Source organism: Pseudomonas sp. 2FG (genome assembly GCF_005502935.1).
Lineage (GTDB): Bacteria > Pseudomonadota > Gammaproteobacteria > Pseudomonadales > Pseudomonadaceae > Aquipseudomonas.
In genome coordinates this window covers 39881-56978 of record NZ_SCMP01000004.1, presented here as the reverse complement: position 1 = coordinate 56978, position 17098 = coordinate 39881, and the positions used below count along the sequence as shown (strand labels likewise).

Annotated in this window: 20 protein-coding genes; 10 read left to right on the top strand and 10 right to left on the bottom strand. The window is 63.6% G+C overall.

All coding sequences use genetic code 11. From position 1 onward, the window contains the following. Positions 1-126: 126 nt before the first annotated feature. From pta to FFS13_RS05360, 3 genes are all read right to left on the bottom strand, one after another. Positions 127-2220: a phosphate acetyltransferase gene (gene pta, locus FFS13_RS05370; protein ID WP_137818080.1), complete on the bottom strand. Its 2094-nt coding sequence runs from the start codon at positions 2218-2220 to the stop codon at positions 127-129. A 95-nt stretch (positions 2221-2315) separates the two neighbouring features. Beyond that, a complete protein-coding gene (locus tag FFS13_RS05365; RefSeq protein WP_137818079.1) occupies positions 2316-3503 on the bottom strand; it encodes an acetate kinase in 1188 nt (395 codons plus the stop codon). A 2-nt stretch (positions 3504-3505) separates the two neighbouring features. Then, the gene (locus tag FFS13_RS05360) at positions 3506-3802 is read right to left on the bottom strand and encodes a DUF3565 domain-containing protein (protein WP_137818078.1); all 297 of its coding nucleotides are present in this window, start codon (positions 3800-3802) and stop codon (positions 3506-3508) included. Positions 3803-3814: 12 nt separating this feature from the next. Between FFS13_RS05360 and FFS13_RS05355 the strand changes: the two genes are divergently transcribed. The 4 genes from FFS13_RS05355 (at position 3815) to FFS13_RS05340 (ending at position 6892) form a co-directional block, all read left to right on the top strand. Next, complete coding sequence (locus FFS13_RS05355) at positions 3815-4300, top strand: peptidylprolyl isomerase (RefSeq protein ID WP_137818077.1); 486 nt, start codon at positions 3815-3817, stop codon at positions 4298-4300. A 91-nt stretch (positions 4301-4391) separates the two neighbouring features. After that, the gene (locus tag FFS13_RS05350; protein ID WP_137818076.1) at positions 4392-4874 is read left to right on the top strand and encodes a glutathione peroxidase; all 483 of its coding nucleotides are present in this window, start codon (positions 4392-4394) and stop codon (positions 4872-4874) included. Positions 4875-5105: 231 nt separating this feature from the next. Continuing rightward, positions 5106-5714 (top strand): TetR/AcrR family transcriptional regulator, encoded by a 609-nt coding sequence (locus FFS13_RS05345; RefSeq protein ID WP_137818075.1) that lies wholly within the window; start codon positions 5106-5108, stop codon positions 5712-5714. A gap of 68 nt (positions 5715-5782) precedes the next feature. Then, positions 5783-6892, top strand: coding sequence for an NADH:flavin oxidoreductase (locus FFS13_RS05340; protein ID WP_171006431.1), 1110 nt, complete (start codon positions 5783-5785; stop codon positions 6890-6892). A gap of 201 nt (positions 6893-7093) precedes the next feature. Here the strand turns inward: FFS13_RS05340 and FFS13_RS05335 are convergent, their stop codons facing one another. Together FFS13_RS05335 and cysZ are read right to left on the bottom strand one after the other, a co-directional pair. After that, positions 7094-8284: a glycosyltransferase family 1 protein gene (locus tag FFS13_RS05335; protein WP_137818073.1), complete on the bottom strand. Its 1191-nt coding sequence runs from the start codon at positions 8282-8284 to the stop codon at positions 7094-7096. A gap of 15 nt (positions 8285-8299) precedes the next feature. Further along, positions 8300-9055, bottom strand: coding sequence for a sulfate transporter CysZ (cysZ, locus tag FFS13_RS05330; RefSeq protein ID WP_137818072.1), 756 nt, complete (start codon positions 9053-9055; stop codon positions 8300-8302). Positions 9056-9265: 210 nt separating this feature from the next. On the opposite strand from cysZ, the gene FFS13_RS05325 reads away from it, so the two are divergent. Next, complete coding sequence (locus FFS13_RS05325; protein WP_137818071.1) at positions 9266-9865, top strand: peroxiredoxin; 600 nt, start codon at positions 9266-9268, stop codon at positions 9863-9865. 230 nt (positions 9866-10095) lie between these two features. Beyond that, the gene (trxB, locus tag FFS13_RS05320; protein ID WP_137818070.1) at positions 10096-11043 is read left to right on the top strand and encodes a thioredoxin-disulfide reductase; all 948 of its coding nucleotides are present in this window, start codon (positions 10096-10098) and stop codon (positions 11041-11043) included. Between the two features lie 57 nt (positions 11044-11100). Here the strand turns inward: trxB and FFS13_RS05315 are convergent, their stop codons facing one another. From FFS13_RS05315 to folM, 5 genes are all read right to left on the bottom strand, one after another. Then, the gene (locus FFS13_RS05315; RefSeq protein ID WP_137818069.1) at positions 11101-11688 is read right to left on the bottom strand and encodes a putative glycolipid-binding domain-containing protein; all 588 of its coding nucleotides are present in this window, start codon (positions 11686-11688) and stop codon (positions 11101-11103) included. Between the two features lie 166 nt (positions 11689-11854). Then, positions 11855-12196 (bottom strand): HopJ type III effector protein, encoded by a 342-nt coding sequence (locus FFS13_RS05310; protein ID WP_137818068.1) that lies wholly within the window; start codon positions 12194-12196, stop codon positions 11855-11857. Continuing rightward, entirely contained in the window at positions 12193-12486 is a 294-nt protein-coding gene (locus FFS13_RS05305; RefSeq protein WP_137818067.1) for a DUF1244 domain-containing protein, read from the bottom strand. The genes FFS13_RS05310 and FFS13_RS05305 overlap by 4 nt, the downstream gene beginning before the upstream one ends. A 166-nt stretch (positions 12487-12652) precedes the next feature. Then, the gene (gene folX / locus FFS13_RS05300; protein WP_137818066.1) at positions 12653-13024 is read right to left on the bottom strand and encodes a dihydroneopterin triphosphate 2'-epimerase; all 372 of its coding nucleotides are present in this window, start codon (positions 13022-13024) and stop codon (positions 12653-12655) included. Between the two features lie 69 nt (positions 13025-13093). After that, entirely contained in the window at positions 13094-13801 is a 708-nt protein-coding gene (folM, locus tag FFS13_RS05295; RefSeq protein ID WP_137818065.1) for a dihydromonapterin reductase, read from the bottom strand. 421 nt (positions 13802-14222) lie between these two features. On the opposite strand from folM, the gene FFS13_RS05290 reads away from it, so the two are divergent. The 4 genes from FFS13_RS05290 (at position 14223) to FFS13_RS05275 (ending at position 17095) form a co-directional block, all read left to right on the top strand. Further along, positions 14223-14675 (top strand): flavodoxin, encoded by a 453-nt coding sequence (locus tag FFS13_RS05290; RefSeq protein ID WP_137818064.1) that lies wholly within the window; start codon positions 14223-14225, stop codon positions 14673-14675. Between the two features lie 229 nt (positions 14676-14904). Continuing rightward, positions 14905-15669, top strand: coding sequence for a class II aldolase/adducin family protein (locus FFS13_RS05285; protein ID WP_371922935.1), 765 nt, complete (start codon positions 14905-14907; stop codon positions 15667-15669). Then, positions 15669-16571: an alpha/beta fold hydrolase gene (locus tag FFS13_RS05280; RefSeq protein ID WP_137818062.1), complete on the top strand. Its 903-nt coding sequence runs from the start codon at positions 15669-15671 to the stop codon at positions 16569-16571. Before FFS13_RS05285 ends, FFS13_RS05280 begins: the two co-directional genes overlap by 1 nt. After that, positions 16550-17095: a DUF1569 domain-containing protein gene (locus FFS13_RS05275; RefSeq protein WP_137818061.1), complete on the top strand. Its 546-nt coding sequence runs from the start codon at positions 16550-16552 to the stop codon at positions 17093-17095. The genes FFS13_RS05280 and FFS13_RS05275 overlap by 22 nt, the downstream gene beginning before the upstream one ends. Positions 17096-17098: the final 3 nt, after the last annotated feature.

The following is a 17098-nucleotide window of genomic DNA, read 5'->3' as shown; positions in this document are numbered from 1 at the left end:
GGGATCGTTATTAACTGGCCCGCGTGTTCTTTGCGCGCAAGGGGCCAAGTGGCGGCACAGGGTAACCTGCGCTCGGTGAACTGCAAGCCTGACCAACAGCTTGTTTACGCCAGAATTGCGGGCGTTCTATGCCGGCAAGGTGGCCGCCTGGATCGCGGTCAGGGCGATGGTGTAGACGATGTCATCGACCAGCGCGCCGCGTGACAGGTCGTTCACCGGTTTGCGCAGGCCCTGCAACATCGGCCCGACGCTGATGCAGTTGGCGCTGCGTTGCACGGCTTTGTAGGTGGTGTTGCCGGTGTTCAGGTCGGGGAACACGAACACCGTGGCGTGGCCGGCCACCGGGCTGTTCGGCGCTTTTTGCCGGCCGACGCTGTCGATCGCCGCCGCGTCGTACTGCAAGGGCCCATCCAGCAGCAGCTCGGGGCGGGCCAGGCGGGCCAGACGGGTCGCCTCGCGGACTTTTTCCACCTCCTCGCCACTGCCGGAATCACCGGTGGAGTAACTGATCATCGCCACGCGCGGCTCGATGCCGAAGGCCGTGGCCGAGTCGGCACTTTGCAGGGCGATTTCCGCCAGCTCCGCCGCGCTTGGATCGGGGTTCACCGCGCAGTCGCCATAGACCACCACCTGATCGGGCAGCAACATGAAGAACACCGAGGACACCAGGTTGTAGCCGGGTGCGGTTTTGATCAGCTGCAAGGCCGGGCGGATGGTGCTGGCGGTGGTGTGGATGGCACCGGAGACCAGGCCGTCCACCTCGTCCAAGGCCAGCATCATGGTGCCGAGCATCACCGAATCTTCCAGTTGCTGCGTGGCCATGGGCGCGTTCAGGCCCTTGCCTTTGCGCAGCTCGACCATAGGCGCCACATAGCGGTTGCGAATCAGGTCCGGGTCAAGGATCTCCAGGCCCGGCGGCAGTTCGATGCCGTGGGCGCGGGCGACGATCTGCACCTCTTCAGGCTTGGCCAGCAGCACGCAGCGGGCGATGCCGCGGGCCTGGCAGATCGCCGCGGCCTGCACTGTGCGCGGCTCGCTGCCTTCCGGCAGGACTATGCGTTTGTTCGCGGCTTGCGCGCGTTGCACCAACTGGTAGCGAAACGCCGGTGGCGACATGCGCAACTCGCGCGGCTCGCCGCAGCGTTGGCGCAGCCACTGGTAGTCGATATGGCTGGCGACGAAGTCGCTAACCCGCTCCGCGCGCTCGCGGTCGTCGACCGGGATTTCCTTGTTCAGGCGGTTCAGGTCGGTTGCCGTGTCGTAGGAGCCGGTGGTGACCGAAAGCACCGGCAAGCCGCTTTGTAGCGCGCCGCGACAGAGCTCCATGATCCGTGGGTCGGGGGGGAAGTCGCTGCACAGCAGCAGCCCGGCCAACGGCATGCCATTCATCGCCGCCAGGCTGGCCGCGAGGATGATGTCGTCACGGTCCCCCGGGGTGACCACCAATACGCCGGGCTTGAGCAACTGCACGGTGTTGGCCACGGCGCGGGCGCAGAGCACGATCTTCAGCATCCGGCGTTGCTCATAGTCGCCGGCGTTGATCACCCGCGCGCCCAGCAGGTCGGCGATATCGCGGGTGCGCGGGGCGTTCAGTTGCTCCTGCCAAGGGATGCAGCCGAGCAGGCGGAAGTCGTCGGTTTTCAGCAGCGGCGAGAGCTCCTTGAGGCGCGCGGCGAAGGCGTCGATACCGTCCGTACTGCGCACCTTGTTGAGCATCACGCCGAGCACTTTCGGGTCTTGCGGCCCGCCGAACAGCTGGGCCTGGATTTCGATGCGGTCGGACAGTTCGCTCAGGGGTTCATCTTCCGGCGCCGAGACCAGAATCACTTCGGCGTCCAGGCTCTTGGCCAGGTGGAAGTTGACCCGTGCCGCGTAGCTGGCATGCCGGGTCGGCACCATGCCTTCGACTATCACCACGTCTTTATCGCTCGCTGCCTGCTGGTACAGGCTGATGATTTGTTCTAGCAGTTCATCCAGTTGGCCGTCACCGAGCATCCGCTCGACCTGGGCCAAGCTCAGCGGTTGCGGTGAGTGCAGGCCATGGGTGCGGGCGATCAGCGCGCTGGAGCGCTCCGGGCCGAGATCGCCGGGATGCGGTTGGGCGATGGGTTTGAAGAAGCCGACCTTCAGCCCGGCGCGTTCGAGGGCGCCGACCAGGCCGAGGCTGATGGAGGTGAGGCCGACGCCGAAGCCGGTCGGGGCGATAAAAAAGGTCTGCATGTCATTTCCTTGTGGGGGCGAGTTCATTCGCCCGCTGGGGTCAGGCTGGGCGAATCAATTTGCCGCTACAGCTTCGCTTCAGTTACAGGTTTGCCTCAGTTAGTCAGCAATGCCAGGGTGTCCAGGGCGATCTGGCGCTCCTCGTTGGTCGGCACCACCAGCACGCGCGGGTGGCCGTAAGCCTGGATAGGCCCGGCGACGCCACGGATGCAGCGGGCGTTGGCCTGCGGGTCGAGCGCGAGGTTGAGCAACTTGAGATGGGCCACGGTTTTGCTGCGGACCAGCGCCGAATTCTCGCCGATACCGCCGGTGAAGATCAGCCCGTCCAGTTGCGGCAGGGCGCAGCTCATCGCCGCCAGGGACTTGGCCAAGCGATAGCAGAACACCTCGATGGCCAGGGTCGCACCGGCATGGCCTTGCTCGCGTGCCTGTTCCAGGCTGCGCATGTCATGGGACAGGCCGGACAAGCCTTGCAGGCCGCTGTCGTGATTGAGCATCCGTTCGATCTGCTCCAGGCTCCAGCCTAGGGTGCGGGCCAGGTGGCTGTGCAGGTTGGGGTCGACATCACCGCTGCGGGTCCCCATCGCCAAGCCTTCCAACGGGGTCAGGCCCATGCTGGTGTCACGGCTTTGGCCGTTGACGATGGCGCAGGTCGAGCAACCGTTGCCCAGATGCGCCGACAGCCAACTGCTGTCGCCCAGCGCCAGGCCGGCCAGCTCGGCCGCGCGATGGCTGACGTAGCGGTGGCTGGTGCCGTGGAAGCCATAACGGCGCACGCCGTGCTCGCGGTACAGCGGCTCCGGCAGGGCATAGCGATAGGCGTATTCGGGCAGGGTCTGGTGGAAGGCGGTGTCGAATACCGCGACCTGGGTCAGGTTCGGGTAGAGCCTGATGGCCGCCTCTATGCCCAGCAGGTTGGCCGGGTTATGCAGGGGCGCCAAGGGCGCGGTGGCCTGGATCGCCGCCACTACCTGCGCGTCGATTTTGCGGGCGCTGGTGAAGCGTTCACCGCCATGCACCACGCGGTGGCCGATACCGTGCAACTTGCCGCCGGCCGCGCCGTGCACCAGCGGCAGCAACTGCGCGAGCGCGGCGCGGTGGTCGGCATTGGGGATCATCAGGCTGTCCCTTTCGCCACCGCGCTGCCAGTGCAGCACGGCCTCATGGCTGCCCAGGCGTTCGGCGAGACCGCTCAGGGCAAACTGCGAGTGGGCCTCGTTGACCAAGGCGAACTTGATCGACGAGCTGCCACAGTTGATCACCAGAATATTGCGTGCAGGCATCGTTACTCCTTGGTTTGCTCGATTTGCTCGAGTTCTTGGGCACACCAACCGCAGGCAAACAGCTGGCCGATCCGTGCTTGCCGTTGCAGCGGATCGAGCACCCAGCTGCGCGCCTGCCAGGGCGGTTGGTGGCGCAGGTGCTGCGTATGCCCGCAGGACAGGACTGCCAGCCAATGGCCGTCTTCGTCCTGACGAAAGTCAAGGATACGGGAGGCGCCGGCGCTCGGCCGTCCGTCAGCGCTCGGGTCGCTTTCGGGCGACTGCTTGGTTAAACTTGCCCGTTCTACAATCTTTCGCAAAGGTCTCGCCCCATGCTGATCGCCGCCAATAAGGCCGTCTCCATCGACTATACCCTGAGCAACGACGCCGGTGAGGTGATCGACAGCTCCGCTGGCGGCGCTCCGCTGGTCTACCTGCAAGGTGCAGGCAACATCATCGTCGGTCTGGAAAAGGCTCTGGTCGGCAAACAAGCCGGTGACGAGCTGAGCGTGGCCGTTGAGCCAGAAGAAGCCTACGGCGAGTACAGCGCCGAACTGGTCAGCACGCTGAGCCGCAGCATGTTCGAAGGCGTCGACGAGTTGGAAGTTGGCATGCAGTTCCACGCCTCCGCTCCGGACGGCAGCATGCAGATCGTCACCATCCGCGACCTCGATGGCGATGATGTGACGGTCGACGGCAACCACCCGCTGGCGGGTCAACGGCTGAACTTCCAGATTAAAATCGTTGCAGTGCGTGACGCCAGCGAAGAAGAAATCGCCCATGGTCACGTGCATGGCGAAGGTGGTCACCACCATTGATTCAGCTAAGCTGCTAAAGCGGCAGACTGAGAATACTGAGAAGGCGCCTACGGGCGCCTTTTTTGTCCGTTGTGTTTACTGGGAGTTCGTCATGAGTGCCTTTCACGACATCAATTTACGCGCCCTCGATGGCCAGGAGTTGCCGCTTGCGCCCTTCAAGGGCCAGGTGTTGCTGGTGGTTAATGTCGCCTCCAAATGCGGGATGACGCCGCAGTACGCCGGTTTGGAAAGTCTTCATCAGCACTACCGCGACCAGGGGTTCAGCGTGCTCGGCTTGCCATGCAACCAGTTCGCTAGCCAGGAGCCGGGTAGCGAAGACGAGATCCGCGAATTCTGTAGCCGCAACTATGGGGTGAGTTTTCCGCTGGGCAGCAAGCTGGAGGTCAATGGCCCTGGCCGCCATCCGTTGTATCGCTTGCTGGCGGGCGAGGGTGCCGAATTTCCCGGCGACATCACCTGGAATTTCGAGAAGTTTCTGGTGGGCCAGGATGGCCGGGTGCTGGCGCGCTTCTCGCCACGTACCACACCGGATGATCCGGCACTGGTCCAGGCGATCGAAAAAGCACTGAGCTAAACCGCGCCTGGCACAGCCGCGGGACTCGCCGTTGATCACGGCAGTCGTGCCAGCTTTGCCAGGGGTTTCAGCGCTGGCTGGCCGGGCAATCCGGGCGTTGCTCAATCAAGCGACTGCCCGGGATGCCGAGCATGCCCCGTTTCCTTACCGCTTTTGACGCTTAATCACGCACATCAATAGTGCTGGGCGGGGCGAGACGACCGGTCATATGCTTGCGCCATGAACAGCACCATGACCAGCGCCACCAACTCTAGTATCCGACTCGACAAGCGCGACCTGATCCTTGCCAAAGGCGCCCAGGTGATGACCCGCCGTGGTTATCACGGCACCGGTGTGCAGGAGATCGTCCAGGCCGCCGGGATTCCCAAGGGCTCCTTCTATCACTACTTCGCCAGCAAGGAAGACTTCGCCTTGCAGGCCCTGGAGCACCTCTATGGGCCGCGCCTGGTGCGTTATGCCGAGGCCCTGGGCAACCCGGCGCTGAGTCCGCGCGAGCGTATCGTCGGTTATTACCGCGAGTTGATGGTGCACTTCGCCCGCCAGGAAAAGCCCGAATACCACTGCTTTATCGGCAGCCTGAGCTTCGAGATGGCCGAGCTCTGCCAGCCCATCGGCACCCAGGTGGAAAGCATTCTGCAACGCTCGGTGGAGATACTTGCGCAGTGCCTGACGGCGGCCCGCGAAGCCGGCGAACTGCCGGCGGAAACCGACTGCACGGCGCTGGCCGAATTTATCGGCAATGCCTGGGAAGGTGCGCTGATGCGCATGAAAGTCGGCGCCAGTGCGGCGCCCCTCAAGGTATTTTTGCACCAGTTGGAGCGTCTGCTGACGCCGCGCTGATTTTTCACGTTTTTTTGTATCCAGCAGCGAGACGACCGGTCGCCTGCTTATTGTTTGCCTGCGAGGAGATAGCCATGCCCGTTAAAGCCCTGTTCGAACCCTTCCACCTCGGCGCTCTGGAGCTGCCCACCCGCGTGGTCATGGCACCGATGACCCGTTCCTTCTCGCCGGGTGGCGTACCGAACTCCAAGGTGATCGAGTACTACCGTCGCCGCGCTGCCGCTGGCGTTGGCCTGATCATCACCGAGGGCACCACCGTCGGCCATAAAGCCGCCAACGGTTACCCGAACGTGCCGCGCTTCTATGGTGAAGACGCCCTGGCCGGCTGGAAGAAAGTGGTCGATGCGGTACACGCCGAAGGCGGCAAGATAGTGCCGCAGCTGTGGCACGTCGGTAACGTGCGCAAGCTGGGCACCGAACCGGATGCCAGCGTGCCTGGCTATGGCCCGAGCGAGAAGCTCAAGGACGGCGTCGAGGTCGTGCATGGCATGACCCAGCAAGACATCGCCGAGGTGATTGCGGCCTTCGCCCAGGCGGCCAAAGACGCCCAGACGATCGGCATGGACGGCGTGGAAATCCACGGCGCCCACGGCTATCTGCTCGACCAGTTCTTCTGGGCAGGCAGCAACCAGCGCAGCGACGAATACGGCGGCAGCCTGGCGAACCGCTCGCGCTTCGCCATCGAACTGATCCAGGCCGTGCGCGCCGCGGTTGGGCCGGAATTCCCGATCATTTTCCGCTTCTCGCAGTGGAAGCAGCAGGACTACAGCGCACGTCTGGTGCTGACGCCAGAAGCCCTCGGCGAATTCCTCCAGCCGCTCTCGGACGCCGGTGTGGATATCTTCCATTGCTCGACCCGGCGTTTCTGGGAGCCGGAGTTTGACGGTTCCGAGCTCAACCTCGCCGGCTGGACGCGCCAGTTGACCGGCAAGCCGACCATCACCGTGGGTAGCGTAGGGCTGGACGGCGAGTTCCTGCAGTTTATGGTCAACACCGACAAGGTCGCGCAGCCGGCGAAGTTGGAGGGCCTGCTGGAGCGCCTGAACAAGCAGGAGTTCGACCTGGTGGCGGTCGGCCGCGCTCTGCTGGTCGACCCGGATTGGGCGGTGAAAGTCCGCGAGGGTCGCGAAGAGGACATCCTGCCCTTCAGCCGTGAAGCGCTGATGAGCCTGGTCTGAGTTAGCGGTTATTTAGTGGTGTTCCCCCGGTGCGCTGTTTAGCCAGCGCGCCACTCCTCAAGCGATCCACAAGGATGTGGGAGCAGCCCCGGCACATCGGGGCTTTTTTTCGCCTGGCGAAACCCGCAATCGGTTGGGCTGACTGCGTTCGGTCAAGACGGCAAGCGGCGAGCCTCACAGCTAGCGCTGGTTCAAGCCTGTTTACGATCCGCAGCTGGCTTCACTTTTCTGGCGAGCGCTGCGCAGGTGCTCCTCGAAGCGCTGGACTATGGCCTCCCAGCCCTGCCGACCGGCATGTTGGCGAGCGTTCAGGCGCACGCGGCGCAAGGTCTCGGTGTCCTCCAACAGCCAGCAGGCGCCATCGATAAAGGCCGCATCATCCCCCGGCATGGCCAGCGCGCCGTTATGCCCATGGTGGATATGCTGGGCCGCTGCGGCCTGGTCGAATGCCACCACGGCAAGCCCGGAGGCGAGCGCTTCCAGCAGCACATTGCCGAAGGTTTCCGAGAGGCTGGGAAACAGGAACAGATCGCCGCAGGCGTAATGCGCGGCCAGCTCTTCGCCGCGTTGCACGCCGCAGAACAGGGCATCCGGCAACGCCTGCTGCAGCTCGCTGCGCTGCGGGCCGTCACCGACCAGGATCAGCTTCAGCCGCCGTTGCGGGTGGGCGGCTTGCAACGTGTTAAAACTGCGGGCGAGTAGGCCCAGGTTCTTCTCCGCTGCGAGCCTGCCGACATGCAGCACCGCCAGATCGTCGTCCCCCAGCCCCCAGCTCGCGCGGAGCTCGGTCGAGCGTTTGGCCGGGTGAAACAGTTGCCCATCGACGCCGCGCGCCAGCAGATCGACCCGCTCGAAGCTGCGCCGCTCCAGCTCCAGGCGCTGGCTGGCGCTGGGCACCAGGGTCAGCTGTGAACGGTTGTGAAACCAGCGCAGGTAATGGGTCAGCGCCCGGGTCAGCAGGCCGAGGCCGTAGTGCTCGCTGTATTGCTGAAAGTTGGTGTGAAACCCGCTGACCACCGGAATCCCGAGGCGGCGCGCGGCGCGCAGGGCGGACAGCCCCAGCGGGCCTTCGGTGGCGATATAGAGCACATCCGGACGCTGGCGTTGCCAGCGCCGCAGCAGTTTGTGCATGGACGCCTGGCCCCACTGCAAACCGGGGTAGCCGGGCAACGGCCAGCCGCGGGTCAGCAGCAGGTCGTCATCGCTGTTCTGGCCCTGGTCGGCAGCCTGGCGTGGGCGTACCAGTTGCAGGCGATGGCCACGCTCACGCAGGCCCGCACACAGGCGCCCGAGGGTATTGGCCACGCCGTTGATTTCCGGCGGGAAGGTTTCACTGATCAGCGCGATATGCAGGGGAGAGGCGGTCATGGCGCCAGTCTCGGCTGGCGCCATGTAACCCGTGTGACGTTAGCGTTGCGCCGCCGTGACAGCGCTATCGCCGCGCTCACGCACCCAGAACAAGGTGGCGCCGGCCACGGCCGCGGGCATCATCAGGATGTTGACCCCCGGAATCAGCAGCGCCAGGTACACCGAGCCGCCGAAGCCGAGGCTCTGCCAGCGCTTCTCGCGCAGCCAGGCGAGCATCTCGTTCCAGCCCAGCTTGTGGTTGTCCGCCGGGTAGTCGATGTATTGCACGCACATCATCCACACGCCAAACAGCAGCCACAGCGGCGCGGCCAGCAGGTTGAGCACCGGGATAAACGACAGGATCAGCAGGGCGATGGCGCGCGGCAGGAAGTAGCCGAGTTTGCGCAATTCACGGCCAAAGGTGCGCGGCACCATGGCTACCAACTCACTCCAGCGAAACGCCGGGAAGTTGTCCTCGCCACGCAGCACCACTTCGACTTTTTCCGCCAGGAAGCCGTTAAACGGTGCGGCGATGATGTTGGCCAGCAGGGTGAAGGTGAAAAACACCATCAGCAGTACCAGCACAAAGAACAGCGGCCAGAGCAGGTAGCTGAGAAAGCTCAGCCAGTCCGGCAGGTCGGGCATAAACGCCGTGATCCAGCCGTTGAACTGCTGCACGGCAAAACCGATCAAGGCAACGAAGAGGATCAGGTTAATCGCCAGCGGCAACAGCACGAACAGCCGTAAGCCAGGGCTCAGCACCAGCTTCAGGCCTTCGCGCAAATATTGTGGGCCGGACAGTACAGGGGCGGGCATGGGGGTCTCCCGAGAGTTAAAGTCGCGCCGACCTTACCGGCTTTGGGGGTGAGGGGAAAGCCTGGGCGGCTTGTCTGCGGCGCTCAGTCTGCATAGGGATTGCCTATCAAGTGGATTAAGAATCGGCACTTCCTCAATTGATCGGGCCTGCGTAGCCTTGCCGTCAATTCTTCCACTCGCCCTCAAATTTAAAGCTAAAGGAGTTTTTCCATGAGCGTATTGGTCAACAAGCAAGCCCCGGACTTCACCTCTGCTGCGGTATTGGGTGACGGTTCCATAGTCGAGAACTTCCAGCTGTCCGCCCTGCGCGGCAAATATGTGGTGCTGTTCTTCTGGCCGCTGGACTTCACCTTCGTCTGCCCGTCGGAAATCATCGCGCACAACAACCGCATGGATAAATTCCGCGAGTTGGGCGTGGAAGTGGTCGGCGTGTCGATCGACTCGCAGTTCACCCACTACGCCTGGCGCAACACCCCGGTCGAGAAGGGCGGTATCGGCGCAGTCGAGTTCACCATGGTGGCCGACGTTAAGCACGAAATCACTCGCGCCTATGGCGTTGAACACGAAGACGGCGTGGCGCTGCGTGCGACCTTCCTGCTCGACAAGAACGGCGTGGTCCAGCACCAGGTGGTGAACAACCTGCCGCTGGGTCGTGAAGTCGACGAAGTGCTGCGTCTGGTCGAGGCCCTGCAGTTCACCGAAGAGCACGGCGAAGTCTGCCCGGCCGGCTGGCGCAAAGGCCAGAAAGGCATGAAGGCCGACGCTGCCGGTGTGGCTTCCTACCTGGCGGAAAACGCTGCGGCACTGTAATTTCGCAGCCCGCTGGAACGCTTGACCTGCAACAACAGGATCCATCCGCTGTGGATGGATCATGCCGGCTGAAGGCGTTCTTCAGTCGGCAGCCGTTGGGCTAAGGCCCGATGGCCAAATTCTCTGCGTTAGGCAGACCTTTTTAGCGGGATCACCCTTGTCTACCAGCCTTCCCCAAGTGCTGTGGTGATCCCTTTTTATTTCCGACTCGCCGTCGGGAGGAGTCAGTTATGTCTGAAGTTCGTCACTCGCGAGTGATCATCCTCGGCTCCGGCCCTGCCGGTTATTCGGCTGCGGTTTACGCGGCTCGCGCCAACCTCAAGCCGCTGCTGATCACCGGCATGCAGGCTGGCGGTCAGTTGACCACCACCACCGAAGTCGACAACTGGCCGGGCGACGTCCACGGGCTGACCGGCCCGGCGTTGATGCAGCGGATGCAAGAGCACGCGGAACGCTTCGAAACCGAGATAGTGTTCGACCACATCAATGCGGTGGATCTGGCCGGCAAGCCCTTCACCCTGATCGGTGACAGCGCGACTTACAGCTGCGATGCCCTGATCATCGCCACCGGTGCCAGCGCTCGCTACCTGGGCCTGCCGTCGGAAGAAGCCTTTATGGGCAAGGGCGTTTCCGCGTGCGCGACCTGTGATGGCTTCTTCTACCGCAACCGTGAAGTAGCGGTAGTCGGGGGTGGTAACACCGCCGTGGAAGAGGCGTTGTACCTGGCCAATATCGCCAGCAAGGTTACCCTGGTGCATCGTCGTGAGACCTTCCGCGCCGAGAAGATCCTGATCGACAAGCTGCACGCCCGGGTCGCTGAAGGCAAGATCGTGCTCAAGCTGAATGCCGCGGTGGACGAGGTGCTCGGCGACAACATGGGCGTTACCGGCGTGCGCCTGAAAAACCATGATGGCAGCAGTGATGAGCTCAAGGTCGACGGCCTGTTCGTCGCCATCGGCCACACGCCGAACACCTCGCTGTTCGAAGGCCAGTTGGCGTTGCAAGACGGCTATCTGGTGGTCAACGGTGGTCGCGATGGCAACGCCACGGCGACCAGCGTGCCGGGCGTGTTTGCCGCCGGCGACGTGGCCGATCATATCTACCGTCAGGCCATCACCTCCGCTGGCGCCGGCTGCATGGCCGCGCTGGATGTGGAGCGTTACCTCGACGCGCAGTAAGTACCGCTGTAATAAAAAGCCCCGCCAAGTGCGGGGCTTCTGCTTAGCGGCGCGGGTTCATACCCAGGTGTTCAACGTCAGCGTCCGTGAACTCATGCGCAGGTACTGATCGCTGGCTTTCATCAGCAGCGCATCGCGATCGACGGTCAGTTCGCGGGGCTTTTTGCCTTCCGCTTCGCAGCGGTAAAGCGTCTGCTCGGCGTGCTGGCGCAGGCACAGGTAACGTTGGGTGCGGGCCTCGACCTTGAGGGTCAGCAGGTCGATATAGGCCACCTGCACTTGCTCGCTCTGCCCGGCTTCCAGGGCACAGCGTTGCAAGGCCGGCGTATGGGTAAAGGGCGAGGCGGAGAGCATCACGTGCTGGCAGTCGAGCAGGTCGTGGCGCAGTTCGCCGTTCTGATACCAGCGGCCACGGATATCGCGATCCAAGGTCAGGCTTTTTTGCCCGAAGTTGTCGACCTTCAGCCACAGGCGGCGAAACCGCCAGCGTGGGTCGCAGTTCAAGACGTAGGTGGCCGCAATGCTCTGGCCACGCACGCTCTGCATCAGATGGCTGCTGGCGTGTATACCGCTGTCATCCTGCTTCAGGCGCAGGTTTTCCACGCCAGGGTTGGTCCAGGGTTTCCATACCAAGGTCTGCTGCATCCACGCGACTCCAAGCCAGGTAAGGGGGCAACGGAGGACGGCGCGTCAGCGTGCGGAACACCGTCCTTGGTGTTTTCCAGGGCTGCAGGATAAGTGGGTTTTTGAGATATGTCTGTCAGCCGTTGCCGACAGTTGCGCGGTTATTTGCGCATGACGGCGTGGCTTCTTAACCCTTGTGCTTGAGCGGCGGCTGGGTGAAACGCACGCCGCTCAGGCCGGTTTCCATCAGCGCGCGGATATTGCCGTGGTCGGAGCCATCCGGGCTGGCCAAGACGGCACGGTAGTGTTCGCCGAAGGCCTGCAGGGTCTCTTCCAGGCTCAAGCCTTCCAGCAGCGCCAGGCCGAGGGTCTTGCAGGAGCCTTCATTCTGTCCGGCGGCGTTTTCCAGCGTGCCGTTGACAAAGGCGCTGGGCCGATAGTCGTAGTGCTCGGCGATAAAGGCCAGGGTGGCGGCGAACAGGTGCTGCTCGCTGCGCAGGCTGGCGCGAAAGTCGAGGAGTGCGCTCATGGCTTGTGGCCCTTATCGAAAGCCGCCTGTTGTTCGCTGCTGGCTTCCTGCTGGTATTTGCTCTTCCACTCGCTGTACGGCATGCCGTAGATCTCTTCGCGGGCCTGCTCGGCGGTGACGGCCAGGCCGATGTCGTCGGCGGCGGCCTTGTACCACTTGGACAGGCAGTTGCGACAGAAGCCGGCGAGGTTCATCAGCTCGATGTTCTGCACATCCGGGCGCGAACGCAGGTGTTGCACCAGTTGGCGGAAGGCGGCGGCTTCGAGTTCGAGGTGTTCTTGCTCGGTCATGGCAGGGTTCTCCGAGGACGTGCGGGTGGCAGATGGGCGCGATGATAGAAGCGCTGGGCTGAAGCAGCAATGCCCGACGGCTGCGAGCTGTCGGGCGGTATGAGTGTCGGCTAAGAACCTGGTTTCAACGCCGCATGACCAAGAGCAGCAGATAGTGAACAGGTGCTTAGCGATGCCCGGCGAGGGTGATCGACACCGACTCGGCAAAGCGCAGGGCGTGCGGCTTGTCCACTTCCACTTCGGCGTAACGCACGCTCGGGTGGCTCATCACCAGGTCGAGGATTTCCTGGGTCAGGCGTTCGAGCAGGGCGAAGCGATGGCCTTCGACGTGCTGGATGATCGCCTTGGTGATGGTGCGGTAGTTCAGCGCGTGTTCGATATCGTTGACCTGTACGGCGTCGACCGCCGGGTAGAGGATGGTCAGGTTGATCAGCACGTCCTGCTTGTTGTTGATCTCTTCCTCTTTGATTCCGATGTAGGTGCGCAGACGCAGGTCTTTGACCCGAATCCGTGCCATTCCAGGCTCCAGTCGCGGCATAACTAGTTACTCCGTCCAATCAGTTTCAGGAATTCGTGGCGGGTATATTCCGCTGCGCCCGCCGCCGGCTCATTTGAGGTGGCGGCCGCCGTTGACGGTCAGCGTGGTGCCGGTGACGTAGGGGTTGTCGAGCAGATAGCGCAGGCTCTGGTAGATCACCTCGGGCCCCGGCTCGATGCCCAGCGCGGATTTGCCCAGGGTCTTGGCGCGGTACGCCGCGTCGTCGTGCTCGTTGAACAGGATCAGCGCCGGGGCGATGCCGTTGACCTTGATCCGTGGCGCGAATTTGGCCGCAAAGGACAACGTCAGACTATCCAGCCCGGCCTTGCTGGCGCAGTAGGCCGGGCGATTGGCACTGCCTCTGCGCGCCACGTCATCACCGATGTGGACAATATCGGCCGGGCTCGAGCGCTCGAGCAATTCGGCGCACTGCAGGTTGATCAGGTAAGGCGCGAGCATGTGCACGCTGAACATCTGCTGGAAGGCGGCGGCTTCGTTGCCCGGCGTTTCCGTCAGCCACTGCGAGGCGTTATGCACAATCGCGCGCAGGCGCTGGGTGTGGCTCTTGAGCGTGGCGATAAAGGCCAGGATACCGGCCTCGGTGGAGAAGTCCGCTGGCAGCGTCAAGGCCCCGCGTGCGCGCAGGTGCGCCACGCTCTCGCGCTCAGTGCGATAGCTGATGATTACCGCATGGCCATCATCGAGCAGGCGTTCGGCGCAGTGTTGGCCGATCCGCTGGCTGGCGCCAGTAATCAGAATGGGGGCGGAAACGCTCATGCGCGACTCGTCGGCTAAAAGTAGGCGCCAGCCCGAGCAGTAGGGGCGGCGGACAGGGCAACGTTACCGCAGTCCGCCGCTGTGCACAAAAGCTGCGGGCGTGGCGCGCTCGCGCCTAGCGTGCCGAAGGCAGTCCGGGTGCTGGCAGGCGCCGGGTGTTGCACTAATTGCGCGGCACCTGAGGGCAGGGCCGGCGGGTATTCACGGCGGCGCGGATCGCCGCGAGTCTCATCAGGCATAATGCCCGGCATTTCAGGCTGTGTGAAAGCTACTGCGCTCGGTTATACGGCGTTAAAAACAGGCTCAAAATGCTCATTTACCCCATGTAAACTGCGCTTTTTCGCCTGTTTTTGCCTTGTCTAACCTTCGCTCGCTACGTTTTCACAAAGCCTGAGTCGCAGCCAGTTTCGGGAGCCATTGTATGAAAGTCGCCATTCTCTCCGGTTCGGTCTTCGGTACCGCCGAGGAAGTCGCCCGCCACGCCGAGCAGGTACTCAAGGCGGCGGGTTTCGACGCCTGGCATAACCCGCGGGCGAGCCTGGCCGAATTGCAGGCCTTTGCTCCCGAGGCCTTTCTGGCGGTGACCTCGACCACTGGCATGGGCGAGTTGCCCGATAATCTGCAACCGCTCTACTACGCGATCCGCGATCAACTGCCGGGGTGGCGTGGCTTGCCCGGTGCGGTGATCGGCCTGGGCGATTCCAGCTATGGCGACACCTTCTGTGCCGGCGGCGAACAGGTCCGCGAGCTGTTTGCCGAGCTGGGTATCCGCGAGGTGCAGGCCATGCTGCGGCTGGACGCCAGCGAGACGGTCAACCCGGAAACCGATGCCGAGCCTTGGCTGGCCGACTTCGCCGCCTCGTTGAAGGCCTGATGCATCCGCGCGCCGTTGAGCTGATCCGTGAGCTGCGCCCGCCCCTCGTTACATTCTTCAACGGCCTGCTCAATCTCTCTGCTGAGCCAGCTGAAGTCGCGGCGCTCTGACTCGCTCGGCCACTAAGCTGGCTGCCACGGCAACTACCGGCGGCGGCATCCCTCGCTAGACTCCTCGGCACGCCACACTAATAAATGCCGAGGTGAACCCCGTGAACACAGCCCAAGTTCTGCCCACCGCGAACATCAAGGATCGGGTCTCTGCCGCCGAGTGGCAGGCCCGTGTCGATCTTGCCGCCTGCTACCGCCTGGTGGCCTTGCACGGTTGGGATGATCTGATCTTCACCCACATCTCGGCCAAGGTGCCGGGCAGCGAAGACTTCCTGATCAACCCCTTCGGCCTGATGTTCCACGAGATCACCGCCTCCAGCCTGGTCAAGGTCGATCTCGGCGGCGTCAAGTTGATGGACAGCCCCTATGAGATCAACCCGGCCGGTTACACCATCCACAGTGCGGTGCATGAAGTCCGCCATGATGTGGCCTGCGTGCTGCACACCCATACCGCCGCCGGCATCGCCGTCTCGGCGCAGAAGCAGGGTTTGCTGCCGCTGTCGCAGCAATCGCTGTTCGTCCTCTCCAGCCTGTCCTATCACGGTTACGAGGGGGTGGCGCTGAACCACGAGGAGAAGGCGCGCTTGCAGGCGGACCTGGGTGAAAGCAACTTCATGATCCTGCCCAACCATGGTCTGCTGACCTGCTCGAGCAGCATCGCCGATGCCTTCCTGATGATGTTCACCCTGCAGCGCGCCTGTGAGGTGCAAGTCATGGCGCAGAGTGGCGGCGTCGAGCTGATCCATATTCCTCAGCCGATCCTGGCGGGTGCCAAAGCCATGGTCGCCGGGGTGATGCGCAGCGCCCAGGGCATGGGCGGGCAACTGGCCTGGCCGGCGCTGCTGCGCAAACTGGATCAACAGAACCCCGGTTACGCCGCCTGATGGCCCTGGCCGGGATTGCCTTGCACGACTGGCGGGCGCAGGGGCAGAGCTTCGACTTCCGCGGCCACGCCATCCGCTATTGGACGGCCGGGGAGGGCGAGCCGCTGCTGTTGCTTCACGGCTTTCCCACCGCCAGTTGGGACTGGCACTACCTGTGGCAGCCGCTGGCGCAAAAATATCGGCTGATCGCCTGCGACATGCTCGGCTTCGGCGATTCGGCCAAGCCCCGTGGGCATGCCTACAGCCTGCTGGAACAGGCGGATCTCCAGCAGGCGTTGCTGAGTCATTTGCGCATTGACGGGGCCGTGCATGTCCTGGCCCATGACTATGGCGACAGCGTCGCGCAGGAATTGCTGGCGCGCCATCACGACGGGCGCCTGCAACTGGCATCCTGCGTCTTCCTCAATGGTGGGCTGTTTCCGGAAACCCATAGGCCGGTGCTGGTGCAGAAGCTGTTGCTCGGCCCGCTGGGCCCGTTGATCGGCCGGCTGTTTTCCCGGCGGAAGCTGGCCGCTAGCTTCGGGAAAATCTTCGGTCCCAACACCCGGCCGAGTGCCAGTGAGCTGGACGACTTCTGGCGCCTGATCGCGGCGAACGATGGCCCGGGCGTGATGCACCGCCTGATCCGCTATATACCGGAGCGTCGGGTGCAGCGTGAGCGCTGGGTTGCGGCCATGCAAAAAGGCGGCGTACCGCTGCGGGTGATCGACGGTGCGGTCGATCCGATTTCCGGCGCCCATATGGTGGCGCGTTATCGCGAGCTGATTCCGCAACCCGATACCCTGTTGTTGGACGGTATCGGCCACTATCCGCAGACCGAGGCGCCGGAGCAGGTGCTCAAGCACTATTTGGCGTTTCGCCTGCACCTGGAGGGGAACCGATGCAACGACGGCAGCTGTTGAAACTGGGGGCCCTGGGCGCTACGGCAGCGGCGCTGGGCGCCGGCTTCTGGGCGCTGCCGCTCGGCCCGGCACCCGCCGGCCTGAGCCTGCCGGCGGCGCGCGCTGTGCTCGCGCAACTGGCCGGGCGGGCGCTGGTCAGCGTCCAAGGCTGGAGCCCGGCCGAGGTGTTCAACCACTGCGCGCAAAGCATCGACTATTCGCTGGATGGCTATCCGGAGCTGAAACCCGCCTGGTTCCGTCACAGCCTGGGTGTGGCCGCCTTCGGGGTGTTCGCCGCCCGCGGCGCCATGCGTCATCCGCTGGATCAGCCGATCCCCGGCGCCGCGCCACTGGCCGAGCCGGCCGGCCAGGAGCAGGCCCTGCAGCGGCTGCAAGACGCCTTCGCGCGCTTCGCCGCACACCGAGGCGCGCTGCAGCCGCACTTCGCCTATGGTGTGTTGAGCCATGAGGAATACGCCCTGGCCCATGTGCTGCATCTGTACAACCACCTCAGCCTGATTCGTCCGGCGGATCAATCGGCGTGATAA

Bases quoted from the DNA above. Each gene is read 5' to 3' on its own strand.
- pta (WP_137818080.1), bottom strand. From the start codon at position 2,220: ATGCAGACCTTTTTTATCGCCCCGACCGGCTTCGGCGTCGGCCTCACC.
- FFS13_RS05365 (WP_137818079.1), bottom strand. From the start codon at position 3,503: ATGCCTGCACGCAATATTCTGGTGATCAACTGTGGCAGCTCGTCGATC.
- FFS13_RS05355 (WP_137818077.1), top strand. From the start codon at position 3,815: ATGCTGATCGCCGCCAATAAGGCCGTCTCCATCGACTATACCCTGAGC.
- FFS13_RS05350 (WP_137818076.1), top strand. From the start codon at position 4,392: ATGAGTGCCTTTCACGACATCAATTTACGCGCCCTCGATGGCCAGGAG.
- FFS13_RS05345 (WP_137818075.1), top strand. From the start codon at position 5,106: ATGACCAGCGCCACCAACTCTAGTATCCGACTCGACAAGCGCGACCTG.
- FFS13_RS05335 (WP_137818073.1), bottom strand. From the start codon at position 8,284: ATGGCGCCAGCCGAGACTGGCGCCATGACCGCCTCTCCCCTGCATATC.
- cysZ (WP_137818072.1), bottom strand. From the start codon at position 9,055: ATGCCCGCCCCTGTACTGTCCGGCCCACAATATTTGCGCGAAGGCCTG.
- FFS13_RS05325 (WP_137818071.1), top strand. From the start codon at position 9,266: ATGAGCGTATTGGTCAACAAGCAAGCCCCGGACTTCACCTCTGCTGCG.
- trxB (WP_137818070.1), top strand. From the start codon at position 10,096: ATGTCTGAAGTTCGTCACTCGCGAGTGATCATCCTCGGCTCCGGCCCT.
- FFS13_RS05315 (WP_137818069.1), bottom strand. From the start codon at position 11,688: ATGCAGCAGACCTTGGTATGGAAACCCTGGACCAACCCTGGCGTGGAA.
- FFS13_RS05310 (WP_137818068.1), bottom strand. From the start codon at position 12,196: ATGAGCGCACTCCTCGACTTTCGCGCCAGCCTGCGCAGCGAGCAGCAC.
- FFS13_RS05305 (WP_137818067.1), bottom strand. From the start codon at position 12,486: ATGACCGAGCAAGAACACCTCGAACTCGAAGCCGCCGCCTTCCGCCAA.
- folX (WP_137818066.1), bottom strand. From the start codon at position 13,024: ATGCCGCGACTGGAGCCTGGAATGGCACGGATTCGGGTCAAAGACCTG.
- folM (WP_137818065.1), bottom strand. From the start codon at position 13,801: ATGAGCGTTTCCGCCCCCATTCTGATTACTGGCGCCAGCCAGCGGATC.
- FFS13_RS05290 (WP_137818064.1), top strand. From the start codon at position 14,223: ATGAAAGTCGCCATTCTCTCCGGTTCGGTCTTCGGTACCGCCGAGGAA.
- FFS13_RS05280 (WP_137818062.1), top strand. From the start codon at position 15,669: ATGGCCCTGGCCGGGATTGCCTTGCACGACTGGCGGGCGCAGGGGCAG.
- FFS13_RS05275 (WP_137818061.1), top strand. From the start codon at position 16,550: ATGCAACGACGGCAGCTGTTGAAACTGGGGGCCCTGGGCGCTACGGCA.